Origin of the sequence: Polaribacter irgensii 23-P (assembly GCF_000153225.1) — a bacterium.
Classification (GTDB): Bacteria; Bacteroidota; Bacteroidia; order Flavobacteriales; family Flavobacteriaceae; genus Polaribacter; species Polaribacter irgensii.
This window is the reverse complement of sequence record NZ_CH724148.1, coordinates 687,525-703,615: the sequence shown is the minus strand read 5'-3', so window position 1 is coordinate 703,615 and position 16,091 is coordinate 687,525. Positions and strand designations below refer to the sequence as shown.

At 34.3% G+C, this 16,091-nt stretch carries 15 protein-coding genes; 12 read left to right on the top strand and 3 right to left on the bottom strand.

Annotated elements, in window-relative coordinates; genetic code table 11:
• Positions 1-369: 369 nt before the first annotated feature.
• A complete protein-coding gene (locus PI23P_RS03090; RefSeq protein ID WP_004569268.1) occupies positions 370-903 on the top strand; it encodes a carboxymuconolactone decarboxylase family protein in 534 nt (177 codons plus the stop codon).
• Between the two features lie 377 nt (positions 904-1,280).
• On the top strand, positions 1,281-2,063 hold the full coding sequence (locus PI23P_RS03085) for an alpha/beta fold hydrolase (protein ID WP_004569267.1): 783 nt from the start codon (positions 1,281-1,283) through the stop codon (positions 2,061-2,063).
• Between the two features lie 46 nt (positions 2,064-2,109).
• On the opposite strand, the gene PI23P_RS03080 is transcribed toward PI23P_RS03085, so the two are convergent.
• Together PI23P_RS03080 and PI23P_RS03075 are read right to left on the bottom strand one after the other, a co-directional pair.
• On the bottom strand, positions 2,110-3,402 hold the full coding sequence (locus PI23P_RS03080; RefSeq protein WP_004569266.1) for an aminopeptidase P family protein: 1,293 nt from the start codon (positions 3,400-3,402) through the stop codon (positions 2,110-2,112).
• 144 nt (positions 3,403-3,546) lie between these two features.
• Positions 3,547-4,845, bottom strand: coding sequence for a DEAD/DEAH box helicase (locus tag PI23P_RS03075; protein WP_004569265.1), 1,299 nt, complete (start codon positions 4,843-4,845; stop codon positions 3,547-3,549).
• A gap of 163 nt (positions 4,846-5,008) precedes the next feature.
• Here PI23P_RS03075 and PI23P_RS03070 point away from each other — a divergent pair, with 163 nt between their 5' ends.
• The 4 genes from PI23P_RS03070 (at position 5,009) to PI23P_RS03055 (ending at position 11,559) form a co-directional block, all read left to right on the top strand.
• Positions 5,009-7,837 carry a WD40/YVTN/BNR-like repeat-containing protein gene (locus PI23P_RS03070; protein ID WP_026288380.1) on the top strand — a complete coding sequence of 943 codons (2,829 nt, stop codon included), beginning with the start codon at positions 5,009-5,011 and terminating at the stop codon, positions 7,835-7,837.
• 214 nt (positions 7,838-8,051) lie between these two features.
• Positions 8,052-8,729 (top strand): succinate dehydrogenase cytochrome b subunit, encoded by a 678-nt coding sequence (locus tag PI23P_RS03065; protein WP_004569263.1) that lies wholly within the window; start codon positions 8,052-8,054, stop codon positions 8,727-8,729.
• 12 nt (positions 8,730-8,741) lie between these two features.
• On the top strand, positions 8,742-10,739 hold the full coding sequence (locus PI23P_RS03060) for a fumarate reductase/succinate dehydrogenase flavoprotein subunit (protein ID WP_004569262.1): 1,998 nt from the start codon (positions 8,742-8,744) through the stop codon (positions 10,737-10,739).
• 79 nt (positions 10,740-10,818) lie between these two features.
• Positions 10,819-11,559 carry a succinate dehydrogenase/fumarate reductase iron-sulfur subunit gene (locus tag PI23P_RS03055; protein WP_004569261.1) on the top strand — a complete coding sequence of 247 codons (741 nt, stop codon included), beginning with the start codon at positions 10,819-10,821 and terminating at the stop codon, positions 11,557-11,559.
• 38 nt (positions 11,560-11,597) lie between these two features.
• On the opposite strand, the gene PI23P_RS03050 is transcribed toward PI23P_RS03055, so the two are convergent.
• On the bottom strand, positions 11,598-11,852 hold the full coding sequence (locus PI23P_RS03050) for a helix-turn-helix domain-containing protein (RefSeq protein WP_004569260.1): 255 nt from the start codon (positions 11,850-11,852) through the stop codon (positions 11,598-11,600).
• Between the two features lie 690 nt (positions 11,853-12,542).
• Between PI23P_RS03050 and PI23P_RS03045 the strand changes: the two genes are divergently transcribed.
• The 6 genes from PI23P_RS03045 (at position 12,543) to PI23P_RS03025 (ending at position 16,074) form a co-directional block, all read left to right on the top strand.
• Positions 12,543-12,683 carry a hypothetical protein gene (locus tag PI23P_RS03045; RefSeq protein ID WP_004569259.1) on the top strand — a complete coding sequence of 47 codons (141 nt, stop codon included), beginning with the start codon at positions 12,543-12,545 and terminating at the stop codon, positions 12,681-12,683.
• 51 nt (positions 12,684-12,734) lie between these two features.
• Positions 12,735-13,475 (top strand): GLPGLI family protein, encoded by a 741-nt coding sequence (locus PI23P_RS03040; protein ID WP_004569258.1) that lies wholly within the window; start codon positions 12,735-12,737, stop codon positions 13,473-13,475.
• Positions 13,476-13,951: 476 nt separating this feature from the next.
• Positions 13,952-14,212, top strand: a complete 261-nt coding sequence (locus PI23P_RS03035; protein WP_004569257.1) for a hypothetical protein — start codon at positions 13,952-13,954, stop codon at positions 14,210-14,212.
• 61 nt (positions 14,213-14,273) lie between these two features.
• Positions 14,274-14,999 (top strand): GLPGLI family protein, encoded by a 726-nt coding sequence (locus tag PI23P_RS03030; RefSeq protein ID WP_004569256.1) that lies wholly within the window; start codon positions 14,274-14,276, stop codon positions 14,997-14,999.
• Positions 15,000-15,104: 105 nt separating this feature from the next.
• Positions 15,105-15,245: a hypothetical protein gene (locus tag PI23P_RS12650; protein ID WP_004569255.1), complete on the top strand. Its 141-nt coding sequence runs from the start codon at positions 15,105-15,107 to the stop codon at positions 15,243-15,245.
• A 97-nt stretch (positions 15,246-15,342) separates the two neighbouring features.
• Complete coding sequence (locus tag PI23P_RS03025) at positions 15,343-16,074, top strand: GLPGLI family protein (RefSeq protein ID WP_004569254.1); 732 nt, start codon at positions 15,343-15,345, stop codon at positions 16,072-16,074.
• Positions 16,075-16,091 lie beyond the last annotated feature (17 nt).

Below are 16,091 nucleotides of genomic sequence, written 5' to 3'. Positions count from 1 at the left end.
ACACACTTTTTACAGGCAGTCAAAAAAGAATACAAACTTGCAATGCAATTCATGAAGTGTTTTTTGGTCAAATAAGACTCTTTGTCCAAATAGAAGGAACTTTTGTCCACCTTTAATAGGCGGTATTGGTTGTATCTTTGTAATCTATTAAGGCAATGCGTTTTTAAGTTAGTGTTCACCTATTTTATAAACACTAGAATCCTAAGCAAACAAATAGATAAATAAAAAACCACAAAATTCAGAGGGTTTAAATTGTTTGGGTATTTCAGTTGTTATAATCAAAGACCACGAAAACGGCGTTTTGATATGTAGACAGCAGTCCATAAAAAAGGGACCGTATAATCAATAAATTAATTAAAAAAAGTAATTATGAGTACATTTAATGTTCCAACAAAGAACGAAGTATCAGAAGATAATCAAGTAATTTTCACTCAAATTGAAAAAAAATTAGGCTTTGTGCCCAACGTATACGCTTCGCTTGCACATAGTGATACCGCTTTGGGTAACTTTTTAGCTTTTGGGAGTTCAAAAACAAGTTTTTCAGCAAAAGAAAAAGAAGTAATTAACCTAGTGGTAAGTCAGATAAACGATTGTACATATTGTTTGGCTGCGCATTCTGCAATGGGAAAAATGAATGGTTTTTCTGAAGAAGAAATTTTAGAATTAAGAGCGGGTACAGCTTCTTTTGACCCTAAATTAGACGCTTTGGTGAAACTTGCAAAGTATACTGCGGAGAATAAAGGCGCAGCAACAGTAGCAATTTTAGAGAATTTTTATGCACAAGGGTATACAAAGGGAAGCCTTGCCGATGCTATTTTAATTATTGGAGAAATTACAATCACCAATTACTTTAACAATGCGATTGAGGTTGCGATAGATTTTCCTGAGGCGCAGGCTTTATAAGGAGCTCGAATATTTTAAGGTAAGCGTTGCATTAGAAAAAACAATTCTATAGTATTTTGTGAAGGATACTAAAGTAATTCGTTTTGTGTTAAAAGGAGACAGACAGGGATGTTTGTCTCCTTTTTTGTTTCAAATAAAGCACAAGTGAAAGTTCTTCTTTTATTTTTTATTCAATACTGTAATGCAGCGAATGGCCATTCATTTTTTTGCAGTTGCGTATTTTAAAAAAAAGGAAAGTGTCAGCGAATAAAAAAGAATTGATATTAATGAATATGGATCATTCACAAATTTTTGACTAAAAAGGTTCTAAAATGTAGAAGTAGTCGTTCTAACAAATAAAAGTCCTATTTTTGTATTGTATTACCAAAAACACACTATTGTTAAACTATTATTCTTATCCACATACCACATCTAAAGAATGGGTAACTTTTGTTCATGGAGCAGGAGGTAGCAGTTCTATTTGGTATAAGCAGGTGCGTGATTTTAAAAAGCATTTCAATGTTTTAATTTTAGATTTACGAGGCCACGGAAATAGCAAGCCAAAGCTAAAGGATACGTTTAAAGTAAAATATACATTTGATTCTATTACAGCAGACATTGTAGAGGTTATTGATGCATTGAAAATTGAAAAATCTCACTTTATTGGTATTTCTTTAGGAACGATCTTAATACGGAATTTAGCGGAGAAAAGACCAGAGTTGGTGAAGAGTATGATTATGGGTGGTGCCATTATAAAGATGGATTTTCGTTCTCAAGTGCTCATGAAAGTTGGCAATATTTTTAAGTCTGTAGTGCCGTATATATTTCTATACAAGCTCTTTGCATTTATTATTATGCCGAAGAAAAACCACAAGAAATCTAGATTATTATTTGTAAATGAAGCGAAAAAATTATATCAGAAAGAATTCATTCGCTGGTTTAAGCTAACGTCAGAAATCAATCCTTTGTTGCGCTTTTTTAGAACAAAAGATATTAAAATTCCCACGTTGTATGTTATGGGAGCGGAAGACCATTTGTTTTTACCTTCAATTAGAAACATTGTTGCAGAACACGTAACGTCTTCACTTTTTGTCATTGCCAACTGTGGCCACGTAGTCAATGTAGAACAGCCAGAAACTTTCAATAGTAAAACTATTCTTTTCATCAATTCTTTGGCATAAAAAAAGCACGTTTTTCAACGCGCTTTTTAGATTCCTTATTGCAAGATTAACTTTGCATAAGATCTTCAATTTCTTCTGCTTCAATAGGAATGTTTCCCATTAAATTATAAGGATTTCCTTGTTCTTGAATCACAACATCATCTTCTAAGCGAATTCCAAAACCTTCTTTAGGAAGATAAATTCCGGGTTCTACTGTAAAGACGTTGTTTGCTTCCATTTTTTCATATAACAATCCGTAATCGTGCGTATCTAAGCCAATATGGTGAGAAGTTCCGTGCATGAAATATTTCTTGTATGCAGGCCAATTTTTATCTTCATTTTGAACATCAGACCTGTCTAATAAACCTAATTTTAAAAGTTCTGAGGTCATTAAATTTCCAACTTCCTCGTGGTATTCTTTCCATAAGTTGCCTGGGACTAGCATTTTAGTTGCTTCGTTCTTTACATGGTTTACAGCGTTGTATACCTCTTTTTGCCTCGTTGAGAATTTGCCAGAAACAGGAATTGTTCGTGTCATATCGGAAGCGTAATTGGCATATTCTGCAGCGGTATCTAATAAAATTAAATCTCCACTTTTACATTGCTGATTGTTTACTGTATAATGCAGGACATTGGCGTTATTTCCAGACGCTATAATTGGCGTGTATGCAAAACCTTTTGAACGGTTTTTCATAAACTCGTGAATTAATTCTGCCTCAATCTCATATTCCCAAACACCGGGTTTTGTAAAGTTTAAAATTCTACGGAATCCTTTTTCTGTGATATCACACGCATTTTGCATGAGTTTCAATTCAATAGGATCTTTGACTGCGCGTAATTTTTGTAAAATAGGATTGCTTTTTGCCACGGAATGGGCGGGGTATTTGAGCAACAGTTTTTTTATAAAACGATCTTCGCGCGTTTCTGTTTCTACGTTGGCTCTGTAATGCTCATTGGTATTGATGTAAAAAGTATCGCAATAGGTAGACATCTCAAACAATACTTTGTCTAAATCTTGCAGCCACAGCACTTTTTTAATCCCAGACGTTTCAAAAGCAGCTTCTTTGTTTAGCTTTTCACCTTCCCAAACTGCAATGTGCGCGTTGGTTTCTCTTACAAATAAGACTTCTCGTAAATTTTCATTCGGACAGTCAGGGAATAACACCAAAACACTTTCTTCTTGATCTACACCACTTAGGTAAAAAATATCTCTGTGTTGTTCAAAGGGCAATGTGCTGTCTGCACTGATGGGATAAATATCGTTAGAATTAAAAACAGCTAAACTTTTTGGCTTCATTTGCGAAGTAAAGTTTTTCCGATTTTTTACAAATAACTGACGTTCTATTTTATGATATTTCATTTGGGGTCATTTTTATTGAGCAGCAAAGGTAGGAATAATTAATACGAACTTAAAAGAAGGGTGTGGCTGTCTAAAAATAAAAAACCCTTTGCCGGTTGTTAAAAACGGCAAAGGGTTGTGTAAATCTGAATTGGTTAGAACGGTTTAGTAACGCTTCTTTTTTGGAGCACTCGTTCTTCCCCTGCCTGAAGGCTCTGAGGGTTTATTTCCTTTAAAGTGCGGTTTGCTCTTTGGTTTATTTCCGTCTGCTTTATTTTTCTTACCAAAAGAACCTTTGCTCTGTGAAGCAGCTCTCTTTGGAGGATCTGTATCTGTGGGCTCAAAACCAGCAACGATGGTCGATTTTAGCTTTTCATTCAGTAATTTTTCAATCTCACTTTGGTATTCACTTTCCTCACTACACACCAAAGAAATTGCTTCTCCTGCCGCTCCTGCTCTTCCTGTTCTTCCAATTCTGTGTACATAGTCTTCTGGTACATTTGGCAACTCAAAATTAACAACATGTGGCAATAAAGGAATGTCCAATCCACGAGCAGCAATATCTGTAGCGACTAAAATTTTAATACTTCCATCTTTAAAGTTTTTTAGTGCTTTGGTTCTTGCACCTTGACTTTTATTTCCATGAATAGCAGCGGCAGAAATATCAGCTTTTATTAATTTCTCTGTCAGCTTATTGGCACCGTGTTTTGTTCTCGTAAAGACTAAAACTTGATTCCAATTCCCCTCTTTGATTAGTTTTATGGTAAATTCTGTTTTTTTGTTTTTGTCAACTTTATACACCTTATGGGTAACTTTTTTAGCAGTTGAATTTTGAGGAGCCGTTTCTACGGAAACTGGGTCTCTTAAAATTCCCGAGGCCAACTTTTTAATATCGTTTGAAAAGGTTGCAGAGAACATTAAGTTTTGACGCTTTGCAGGCATAAAACTAATAATTTTGTTGATATCTCTCACAAAACCCATGTCTAACATGCGGTCTGCTTCATCTAAAATTAAAACTTCAACACGCTTAAAAGAAAGCGCTTTTTGGTCATGCAAGTCCAATAATCTTCCAGGAGTTGCTACTAGAATATCGACACCACTTCGCAACGTTGCAATTTGTGGTTTGGCGTTTACACCTCCAAAAACAACGGTGGATTTGATGTCTACGTATTTGCTATATTCTCTAACATTATCGTGTACTTGGGCAGCCAATTCTCGTGTTGGTGTCAATACCAGCGCGCGCAAAGGTCTGTATTTGGGATGCTTTGTTTCTACTAAATATTGTAAAACAGGCAGTGTAAAACCTGCTGTTTTTCCAGTTCCAGTCTGTGCGGAAGCTAAAATATCTTTTCCCTCTAGTATGTGTGGAATTGCTTTTTCTTGTATGGGGGATGGTTTGGTGTATCCCTTTTCTTCAACAGCTTTTACTAGTGCTGGGGATAGGCCTAAATCTTTAAATGTCATATGTGTAATTTACGAAGTCAACTTTATATAATTGTTTCAGGGCACAAAGATACATTCTTTAAAATTAGACCCGAATATTTCTCAAGGAACCTTTTTGTGTTAATTTTTTTGATATGGTGATTACAAGTAGTAATTTCATCCCTTGAAATTCAAAAAAAATCTTATGAAATTTATTATCCAATCTTTAGTGCTTTGCTTTTCGATGTCCTTAGTAGCACAAAACCCTACAGAATACGAGGTGATTCAAAAGTCTCTAGCGCAAAAAGCGGCTATGAGGGAGACTTCATTAGTAAAGAATCTTCCGTTTAAAAATATCGGTCCCACGGTCATGAGTGGGCGCGTTGCAGATGTGTCGGTAAACCCTAAGAATGTTACAGAGTTTTATGTGGGATATGCTTCTGGGGGTTTGTGGTATACAAACAATAACGGAACTACGTTTACTCCTGTTTTAGACAATGCGAGCACGCAAAATATTGGAGATATTGCCGTTGATTGGGAAGCTGGAACTATTTGGGTAGGCACCGGTGAAAAAAATTCATCTCGTTCCTCGTATGCGGGGATTGGAATTTTAAAATCTACAGATAAGGGCGCAACTTGGACACATGTGGGTCTGTCAGATGCGCACCATGTGAGTAGAATTCTAATCAATCCAAATAATAAAGACGAAGTAATTGTAGGAGTTATTGGACACTTGTATTCTTCAAATGCAGAAAGAGGTGTTTTTAAAACCGTTGACGGTGGAAAAACTTGGGTAAAATCACTCTTCATAAATAATGAGACAGGGGTGATCGATATTGCGGTTGCGCCGGAAAACTTTAATATTATGTACGCTGCCTCTTGGGAGCGGGTTCGGAAAGCTTGGAGTTTTGATGGGGATGGAAATAGCGCTGCGATATATAAAAGTACGGATGCCGGAAGTTCTTGGGTGAAAATCGGAGCCAACAGTGGCTTTCCTATAGGAGAAGGTGTTGGTAGAATTGGACTGGCTGTTTTTAATGAAAGTACGGTGTATGCTTTGCATGACAGTCAATTTAGAAGGCCAAAAGATGCTAGTGAAAAACACTCAGATGCGTTAACAAAGGAAGATTTTAAAACCATGTCTTCAAAAGATTTTCTTGACATCGCAGATAAAAAATTAAATGCGTACTTAAAAAATAATGGATTTCAGGAGAAGTACAGGGCAGAAAATGTGAAACAAATGGTGCGTGTGGGCTCTGTAAAGCCAATTGATTTAGCGAAATATTTAGAAGATGCGAACGCCGTATTATTTGACACGCAAGTAATTGGAGCAGAGGTTTTTAAAACAACAGATGGAGGGGTGTCTTGGAAGAAAACTCATGATTACTTTTTAGACGGAGTCTACAGCTCTTATGGATATTATTTTGGTGAAATTAGAGTAGATCTCCAGGATGAAAACGGAATTTACGTTTTAGGAGTTCCAATTATCAAATCGAAAGATGGGGGAAAAACATTTACGTCTATCAGCAAAGAGAATGTGCATTCAGATCATCAAGCTTTGTGGGTAAATCCTAAAAAATCAGGACATATTTTAAATGGGAATGATGGAGGATTAAACCTTTCTTATGACGATGGTGAAAATTGGATTAAGTTGAATGATCCTGCGGTGGGACAATTTTACTCCGTATACGCAGACAACCAAAAAAATTATAAGGTGTATGGTGGTTTGCAAGACAATGGTGTTTGGGTTGCGGACAACAATGCTAAAATTGATAAAGGATGGCAACAATCAGGTCAAAATCCATACGAATCTATTATGGGTGGAGACGGAATGCAGGTGCAAGTAGATGAGAGAAACCAAAACATTGTATACACAGGGTATCAATTTGGAAATTACTATAGAATCGACAGAGCAGCAGAAACTCAGAAGTACATTCAGCCAAAACATGTGTTAGGAGAAAATCCATACCGTTTTAACTGGCAAACACCAATTCATTTATCAAAACACAATCAAGACATTCTATATTTAGGAGGAAATAAACTGCACCGCTCATTGAACCGTGGAGACGCTTGGGAAACCATTTCTGGGGACCTAACAGCAGGAGGTAAAAAAGGAAACGTGGCTTACGGAACTTTGACCTCAATATCAGAAAGTCCGTTTCAATTTGGGTTGCTATATGCAGGCTCCGATGACGGTTATGTGCACGTTACTAAGAACGGTGGTGGATCTTGGACACGCGTCTCTGATGCATTTCCTGAAAATTTATGGATCTCTAGAGTGGTTGCTTCAAAATTTAAAAAAGAGCGTGTTTACGTGACTTTAAATGGATATCGATTCGATGACTTTACTCCGTATATTTATGTTTCGGATGATTACGGCCAAAATTGGAGGGATCTCGGAAATCAACTTCCTACAGCTGCCGTAAATGTGCTCAAAGAAGATTCAGAAAATGAAGATTTATTGTACGTAGGAACAGACAATGGTTTGTATGCTTCCTTAGACCGGGGGCTTTCATGGGAGGCCTTTTCAAAGAATCTTCCCAATGTTGCGGTGCATGATTTGGTGATTCAGCCAAAAGCAAAAGAATTAATTGTAGCCACACACGGTAGAAGTTTATACAAGGCCAATATTGCCATGCTTCAAAAAATGAATGCTGCTATCTTAGCAAAGAGTATTCATCTCTTTTCAATTGAAAATCTTAAAAAAAATACTGCATGGGGACGTTCTTGGAGTCAATGGAGCAAAGCGAACACACCAGAAATTAAAATTCCTTTTTATGTAAATGCAGATAAAGAAGTTGTTTTAGAAATCTATTCAGGAGCTGTAAAAGTAAATGCAATTTCGGTCACTGCGAAAAAGGGCTATAATGAAGCAATTTTTGATGTTTCATTTTCTAAAAAAGGCAAGAAAGCATTTGAGAAAGCAATGAAAGATGCAGCAGTAGAAACAGCCAAAAACGGTGTTTTTTATTTGCTAAAAGGAAAATATAGGGTGAAAACTAGTTCTTCTGAAAGTGAATTTGAGATAAAATAGGGAGTAGCTATAAAAATAAAATTGAAGGTAGTGTGGTTTTCGCTTTTTTACAAGAGCACCTCACTATCTTTTTTTTGGAAATACATTCTCTTTTTTTGAGGGACATTGAAAGTTATTTAAAACTGTTCTAAATATTTACTAAAACGTTGTAATTTTTTTGTTAGACGATCTGTTTAGACGTATTTTTGTAGTCACAATTTTAACCAGTTATACAATGAGCGGATTTTTTAAATCTTCAATTGGAAGAAAAGTAGCAATGGCGCTTTCGGCGTTTTTTTTAATGTTCTTCTTACTCCAACATTTATCAATAAATATTTTATCAGTTTTAAGCCCTGAGACTTTCAATGAAGTATCTCATTTTATGGGAACAAATCCCTTGGTTCAATTTGTACTGCAGCCCATCTTAATTTTTGCTGTAGTTTTTCATTTTGTCATGGGCTTTGTATTAGAATTAAGAAATTCCCGAGCTAGGAAAGTAGCGTATGCTAAAAACAACGGTGCAGCAAATTCTAGTTGGATGAGTAGAAATATGATTTGGAGTGGAATGACAATTTTAGCCTTTATTGGGTTGCACTTTGTTGATTTTTGGTTTCCAGAAATGAATACAAAGTTCATCCAACAAGACTGGTCAGGAACGATGGAAGGCGTAGAAGGTTTGCGTTACCATCACGAGCTGGTTGAAAAATTTGTAAATCCGGTTAGAGTAGGAGCCTATGCTTTTGCTTTCGTTTTGCTAGGGTTGCACTTAGCACACGGCTTCACATCAGCGTTCCAGTCAATGGGAGGCACCGCAGGAAGAAAGAAAATATTACAAACTATTGGTAAGGCGTATTCAATTTTAATTCCCTTAGGGTTTATTACCATCGCCGTTTACCATTACTTTAACCATTAATCCTATCGTATTATGGCTTTAGATTCAAAAGTACCAAAAGGTCCAATTCAAGACAAATGGACAGAGTATAAAAATCATATCAATCTCGTAAATCCTGCGAACAAGCGTAATATAGACGTAATTGTTGTAGGTACTGGCTTGGCAGGTGGTTCTGCGTCTGCAACTTTAGCAGAGCTGGGATATAATGTAAAATCATTTGCATACCAAGATTCTCCGAGAAGAGCGCATTCAATTGCGGCGCAAGGAGGAATCAATGCAGCAAAAAACTATCAAGGAGACGGAGATTCTACTTACAGATTGTTTTATGACACTGTAAAAGGAGGAGATTACCGTTCTCGTGAGGCAAATGTTTATAGGTTGGCAGAGGTTTCTGCAAACATTATTGATCAGTGTGTTGCACAAGGAGTTCCCTTTGCACGTGATTATGGTGGTTTGTTAGACAATCGTTCTTTCGGAGGGGTTTTAGTTTCTAGAACTTTCTATGCAAAAGGGCAAACAGGTCAGCAATTATTATTAGGAGCGTACTCTGCAATGAACCGTCAAATTGCACGTGGAAAGATTGAAATGTTCAATCGCCATGAAATGTTAGACGTTGTTATTGTCGATGGCAAAGCACGTGGAATTATTGCACGTAATTTAGTTACAGGAGAAATTGAAAGACATTCTGCACATGCAGTAGTCATTGCTTCTGGAGGCTATGGAAATGTATATTTCTTATCTACCAATGCCATGGGATCTAATGTAACTGCAGGTTGGAAAGTGCATAAAAAAGGCGCGTATTTTGCGAATCCATGTTACACACAAATTCACCCAACATGCATTCCAAGATCTGGAGATTACCAGTCGAAATTAACTTTGATGTCAGAGTCATTGAGAAACGACGGTAGAATTTGGGTTCCAAAACATATGGAAGATGTTTTAGCGATTCGAGAAGGAAGTAAGAAACCTACTGAATTAACAGAAGAGCAAAGAGATTATTATCTAGAAAGACGATATCCTGCATTTGGAAATTTAGTTCCTCGTGATGTTGCTTCTAGAGCAGCAAAAGAACGTTCTGATGCTGGTTATGGAGTAAATGCAACGGGCGAAGCGGTGTATTTAGACTTTGCGGCTTCTTTTGAGCGGTATGGAAAAGAGCAAGCGAAGATTCACAATATTCAAAATCCATCAGAAGCGAAAATAAAAGAATTAGGCCAAGCGATTGTAAAGGCAAAATATGGAAATTTATTTCAGATGTATGAGAAAATCGTAGATCAAAATCCATATGAAACGCCAATGATGATATATCCAGCGGTACATTATACAATGGGAGGTCTTTGGGTAGATTATAACTTGATGACCACCGTTCCAGGCTGTTATGCTATTGGGGAAGCAAATTTTTCTGATCACGGGGCCAATAGATTAGGAGCTTCTGCATTGATGCAAGGATTGGCAGATGGTTATTTTGTGTTGCCATATACAATTGGTGATTATTTAGCAGACGATATTAGAACCGGAACAATTTCGACAGAAAGTCCAGAGTTTGAAGCTGCTGAAAAAGAAGTAACAGAAAGGATAGAATTTTTGATCCAGAACAAAGGGATACATTCAGTAGATTATTACCACAAAAAATTAGGAAAAATTATGTGGGATAAGTGTGGAATGTCTAGAAATACCGAAGGTTTAAAAACTGCTATTGAAGAAATTTCTGCTTTGAGAAAAGACTTTTGGCAGAACGTTAATGTTCCTGGAACCGCTACGGAGTACAATGAGCAACTGGCAAAAGCAGGAAGAGTTGCAGACTTTCTTGAATTGGGAGAGTTGTTTGCAAAAGATGCTTTGGTGCGAGAAGAATCTGCTGGTGGACACTTTAGAGAAGAGCATCAGACAGAAGACGGTGAAGCAAAAAGAATTAAAGAATTCCAATTTGTTTCTGCTTGGGAATACAAAGGAGAGCCAAAAGACGCCGTTTTACACAAAGAGCAATTGGAATACGAAAATATAGAGGTTAAAGAAAGAAGTTATAAATAATATAGTTTATGGTTGAAGGTTGCTAGTTTATGGAAACAAAAACTAACAACAAACAACTAAAAACCAAAAGCTAAATAAAATGGACTTAACACTTAAGATTTGGCGTCAAGTAGACGCAAAAGACAAAGGAAAAATGGTTGATTACAAGGTGACTGAAATTTCAGGAAGCATGTCTTTCTTAGAAATGATGGACGTCTTGAACGAGCAGCTAGTAAACGCTGGAGACGAGCCTGTGGCTTTCGATCACGACTGTAGAGAGGGAATTTGCGGAATGTGCTCTATGTATATCAATGGTGAAGCACACGGACCAGACAGAGGGGTTACTACCTGTCAATTGCACATGAGAATGTTCAAGGATGGTGATACCATTACTATTGAACCATGGAGAGCTGCTGCGTTTCCTGTAATTAAAGATTTGGTTGTTAACAGATCTGCTTTTGATAGAATTCAACACGCAGGTGGATATATTTCTGTGAATACATCAGGAAATACGCAAGATGCAAACGCAACTCTGATATCTAAAAAGGCAGCAGATACTGCCATGGATGCAGCAACTTGTATTGGTTGTGGTGCCTGTGTAGCTACCTGTAAAAATAGTTCAGCAATGCTTTTTGTGGGTGCAAAAGTATCTCAGTATGCACTTTTACCTCAAGGACAAGTGGAAGCGGCAGACAGAGTTCGAAACATGGTAGCGCAGATGGATTTAGAAGGCTTTGGAAACTGTACAAACACTGGTGCGTGTGAAGTAGAATGTCCAAAAGGTATTTCTTTAGACAACATTGCAAGAATGAATAGAGAACTTATGAAAGCTTCTATTTAAGATACACAGTACGCTTCTATTGCTAGCGATCTTTCTTTTTAGAAAAATCGTGTAAAAAAATAAAAACCCAAAACTACTATAGTTTTGGGTTTTTTATAGTCCTTGCCTTTAGTGTAGTTGATTTCTTTTAAAAGTTCTTCAGGACTTATTTCTAAGAGCCCTAAAACTTCAAAGAGTTCTTGTAAATCTAATTTAGTTCTTCCATTTTCTATTTTAAAATAGCCGCTTTCACCTATTTTAGTCTGATCTACTATGGTTCTTTGGCCAACTCCAGGATGCTTTCTGGTAGCCACAATTTTTCTAAAATTGTAGCATAATTAGATTTTGCAGCAAATCTTTTCTTCTTCTTCTTCTTCTTCTTCTTCTTTTTCTTGCATCTTAAAAATTTTCCCAACACAAAAATATTAAGTATTCTGTGGTCTGATTTGAACTCCCTGAAAACAGTACTTTTTGGACTCCCTGAATCCAGCTAGTCTGAATTGGAGGGTTCTTTATTTTGGTAGCTAAAAACTTTTTTTTAAGTTTATAAAAAGTTGTCATAAAAAAGTAATTAATACTAATAAGTATCGATACGTATACATTGTTTGAAACACCTTTAACAGCTTTATTTGAAGTGAAATAGCTCTTTTGAAGCTTTGTTCTGCTAACAAATACAATTCTGGTTGGCCGTTTTTAAATTGTATCAAAAGTAAAAAAAACCTCCGTTTGCGGAATTAAGAAATATAAAAATTACTAAATAAATGTATCACTTAAACAAATGCTTATGTAAATAAACATTCCCGGTATCTCGGGACAAACAGAGGAAGTCTTGCAAAAGTAACCCTTTTTCTAAAAGTTTTTGAAGAATTTTAAACTTGTGTATTCATTTAAAGATCTAAAAATTATTAATAACGAACCTAAATAAAAAGGAGGTTATAAAATTTCCCAAAGTGAAAAAGTTATTATGAAGTCTAGTTTTTGTGCTAGCAACAGAAAGTACTTGAATGAATGCTACTAATTCTAGTACTCCAATGGATCGAGATTGTTTTCAGGAAGCTTGGGATTTTGGGACTGAAGAAGGTGGTGGAGATGAGACTAGAGAATGGGAAATGATGAATAGATATTATACACATTGGTGTACATAATAAGTTTAAGAGGTGATTCGTCACCTCTTTTAATTTTAAAAATATAATAAAATGAAAATATATTTAACAAGTGCTTTTTTATTTCTTTTTATAACCTCAGTAACTTCCCAAGATTTAAAAGGTAGAGTAATTTATGGTAAAAAACCTAAAACTCAAATTTTATCGAAAACTGATTCAATTAGATTAAAAGAAAACCCAGAAAAACATAGAAGATTTTTAAAAGTGAGAGAAATAATTTCTGATGAAGAAAAGAAATTAGTTTTTGAATTAAACTTTAAGAATAATGAAAGTTATTTTTATTTAAAACCAATATTAGAATCAGAGAATCATAGAAATCCATATAGTTCTATAAGTACTTATGATAAAGGGATTTATTATAATAAAGAGAAACGTATTTTACAATTAAATGCTTTTGGTGAATTATTTTTAATTACCAAACCCAAGTTAATATGGAAAATACAAAAGGAAAGTAAAAACATAGGAGGTTATAATTGTATCAAAGCCACAACAGAAATTATTGTGAATACAAAAGGGAGAAAACAATTAATTGCTGCTTGGTTTACTACAAAAATACCAATTTCTTTAGGGCCTTTAGGATATGATGGTTTACCTGGTTTAATTTTGGAGCTAGAGGTTTACAAGAAAATTTACTATGCTAAAAAAATTACGTTAAATGCTAAAGAAGTAATAAAAATAGAAAAACCAATTAAAGGAATTAAGGTGTCTGAAAAGGAATATCATGAGATGGCATCATCAACAATGCAAAAATTAAAAAAAAGTAAAGGTTTATAAATTAGCGGAGAAAAATAGGACGAAATTTTAGAAAAGTCAGCAATAACTAGTAATAATAAAATAAAAAACAGCAGTCTAAAGAAATAGTAGAGAAATACCCTGCTGTAAAAAGGAATAAAAATAGTCGATACTTATGAATATCGATACGTCTAAATTATTAGAAACACCTTTAACAGCTTTATTTGAAGGGAAATATACCTTTTGAAGATTTGTTGTGCTGCTAAACACAATTTTGGTTGGCCGTTTTTAAATTGTATCAAAAGTAAAAAAAACCTCCGTTTGCGGAATTAAGAAATATAAAAATTACTAAATAAATGTATGCGTAAATAAACAACAACAAACAGCGGAAGTCTTGCAAAACGAACCCTTTTTCTAAAAGTTTTTAGAGAATTTTAAACTTGTGTATTCATATAAAATTCTAAATATTTATTAATAAATAAGCCTAAAAATATAATTGGGTTTTAAAATACATTATAATGAAAAAGTTAATTTTAAGTCTAGTCTTTGTGCTAGCAACAGGAACTACTTTAATGAATGCGAATTCTAATGATGAATTATTTATTAATTTAATGAAAGTTACAGAAGTTTTGGAACAAAATAATTGTAGCGATTGCGTTGCAGACTTAAGAGCAGGAGCCTTGGCTATGGCAGAAGATCACGATGATAGAGGAGCAGGCGGCGAATTGATGGAGTTATACGGAAATTTTTATACTGCATGTCGCGCAGCTAGGTGTTAATTTTATTTAATTTTTATGCCCAGAGGTCAAAAACTCTGGGCATTCTATAAAAACTTTTAAAATGAATTTATTAAAAACACAATTATTACTTTTCTTCTTTTTTACTACAGGATTTTTTTCTCAATCAAATTCTTCGGGAATAATACATTACGAGTCTGAAATTAATAGTAAAAAATTAAAGGAATACATGACAAATAAAAGAGAAAAAATAAAGAGCAAAGGTCTTGTTAAATCTCTTGATAAAATCTTCCAAAATACAAATTCCATTAAATCAAAATTAGTTTTTTCTGATGGAAAGGGTTTATTTAAAGTTGAAGATAAATTAAGTTTAGGGGATAAAGATTTGGCACAAAAAGTTCTAGAAACAGTAAGTGGTGGTTCAAAAGAATATTATTACAATACCAACTTAAAATCATACTTAATTAAAGATTGTGGAGCACTTGGGGAATGTTTTATTTATCCTAACACATTTTTAGAATGGAAATTAACTCAAGAAACCAAAATAATAAATGGGTTTGGCTGCTATAAAGGCACAAGAAGTAACGGAAAGGTTATTGCTTGGTATGCACCTTCTATTCCCATTAGTTTTGGGCCAAAAGGAGAATATGGTTTACCAGGTTTAATTTTAGAATTAGAAGAAGGAAAAATTATTTTTAAAGCAACTAAAATTATATTAAATCCAGAGAATGAGCTTGAAATTAAAGTTCCAAAAGATGGGAAAATAGTTACAACAAAAGAATACACACAAATTATAAAAAAAGCCAAAAAAAGCGTGTTTGGTAATTAATGGAATAGGCTAAAAAGATGCTATTTTTAGGAGCTGTTATTTTTAGTAACAGGAAGTACTTTAAGGAATGCAACAACATCGAACAAAGAAACTTTAACCAACGATATGGCCTTATTTGGTTGTTGGGAGTCTGCTGATTTGACTGAAAGATTTTCTGATGCTTTGGCAAGTTCAGAGGGACGTACAATGACATATGAACAACGTCACAATGTTTGGGCAGCAGCATACGATACTTGTATGAATTAAAAAAAGAGAATAAGCTTTAAATTGAAATTTAAAGCTTATTAGATAATTGATTGAGGCACTAACAAAGTGCCTCAATTTTAAAAACAAAAAACAAAAAATGAAAATTTTAATTATTTATGCTTACTTTTTATTAAGTATTAACTCATACAGCCAAAAACAAATTTATACTGGTGAAATAAACTATGAAGTAAATATGTTAGTAAATGAAAGTAAATTAGATTCAATCGCTAAAAAAATTAAAGGATCGGAAAATATGAAAAAGATGATAATTTCTAATATGAAAAATCAAAAAAGTATTAATTTTAAGTTGAAATTTAGTAAGAATGAATCTATTTTCGAAGAAGAAAAAAGACTTAAAATAAATGAGAAAAAGATTAATTTTACTAGAATAATGATGGGAAATGGTTCTTATTACACAAATAAAAAAACAAAAGAAACTTTAAACCAAAAAGAAGCTTACGGGCAACTGTTTATTGTTGATGTTTCACAAGTAGAATGGGAATTAACTCAAGAAAGAAAAAAAATAGATAGTTATGTTTGTTACAAAGCTACCACTTTTAAAGAGGTAGAAAATTCAAAAGGAAAAAATAAAGTAGAGGTTATAGCTTGGTATACAACAGAACTACCCTATAATTTTGGTCCTAATGAATTCAACGGTTTACCCGGTTTAATATTAGAATTACAAGAAGGTAATTTAATAATTAAAGCATCTAAAATAAATTTGATGAATAAGAATGTTGAGATTAAAAAACCTTCTAAAGGGAAAAAAATAACTTTAGAAGAATTCAATATTCTTAGTAAAAAAATGTATGAAAATAGAAAAAATTAATTTTGAGATTAAAAATA

Bases quoted from the DNA above. Each gene is read 5' to 3' on its own strand.
- PI23P_RS03090 (WP_004569268.1), top strand. From the start codon at position 370: ATGAGTACATTTAATGTTCCAACAAAGAACGAAGTATCAGAAGATAAT.
- PI23P_RS03080 (WP_004569266.1), bottom strand. From the start codon at position 3,402: ATGAAATATCATAAAATAGAACGTCAGTTATTTGTAAAAAATCGGAAA.
- PI23P_RS03075 (WP_004569265.1), bottom strand. From the start codon at position 4,845: ATGACATTTAAAGATTTAGGCCTATCCCCAGCACTAGTAAAAGCTGTT.
- PI23P_RS03070 (WP_026288380.1), top strand. From the start codon at position 5,009: ATGAAATTTATTATCCAATCTTTAGTGCTTTGCTTTTCGATGTCCTTA.
- PI23P_RS03065 (WP_004569263.1), top strand. From the start codon at position 8,052: ATGAGCGGATTTTTTAAATCTTCAATTGGAAGAAAAGTAGCAATGGCG.
- PI23P_RS03060 (WP_004569262.1), top strand. From the start codon at position 8,742: ATGGCTTTAGATTCAAAAGTACCAAAAGGTCCAATTCAAGACAAATGG.
- PI23P_RS03055 (WP_004569261.1), top strand. From the start codon at position 10,819: ATGGACTTAACACTTAAGATTTGGCGTCAAGTAGACGCAAAAGACAAA.
- PI23P_RS03045 (WP_004569259.1), top strand. From the start codon at position 12,543: ATGAATGCTACTAATTCTAGTACTCCAATGGATCGAGATTGTTTTCAG.
- PI23P_RS03040 (WP_004569258.1), top strand. From the start codon at position 12,735: ATGAAAATATATTTAACAAGTGCTTTTTTATTTCTTTTTATAACCTCA.
- PI23P_RS03035 (WP_004569257.1), top strand. From the start codon at position 13,952: ATGAAAAAGTTAATTTTAAGTCTAGTCTTTGTGCTAGCAACAGGAACT.
- PI23P_RS03030 (WP_004569256.1), top strand. From the start codon at position 14,274: ATGAATTTATTAAAAACACAATTATTACTTTTCTTCTTTTTTACTACA.
- PI23P_RS12650 (WP_004569255.1), top strand. From the start codon at position 15,105: ATGGCCTTATTTGGTTGTTGGGAGTCTGCTGATTTGACTGAAAGATTT.
- PI23P_RS03025 (WP_004569254.1), top strand. From the start codon at position 15,343: ATGAAAATTTTAATTATTTATGCTTACTTTTTATTAAGTATTAACTCA.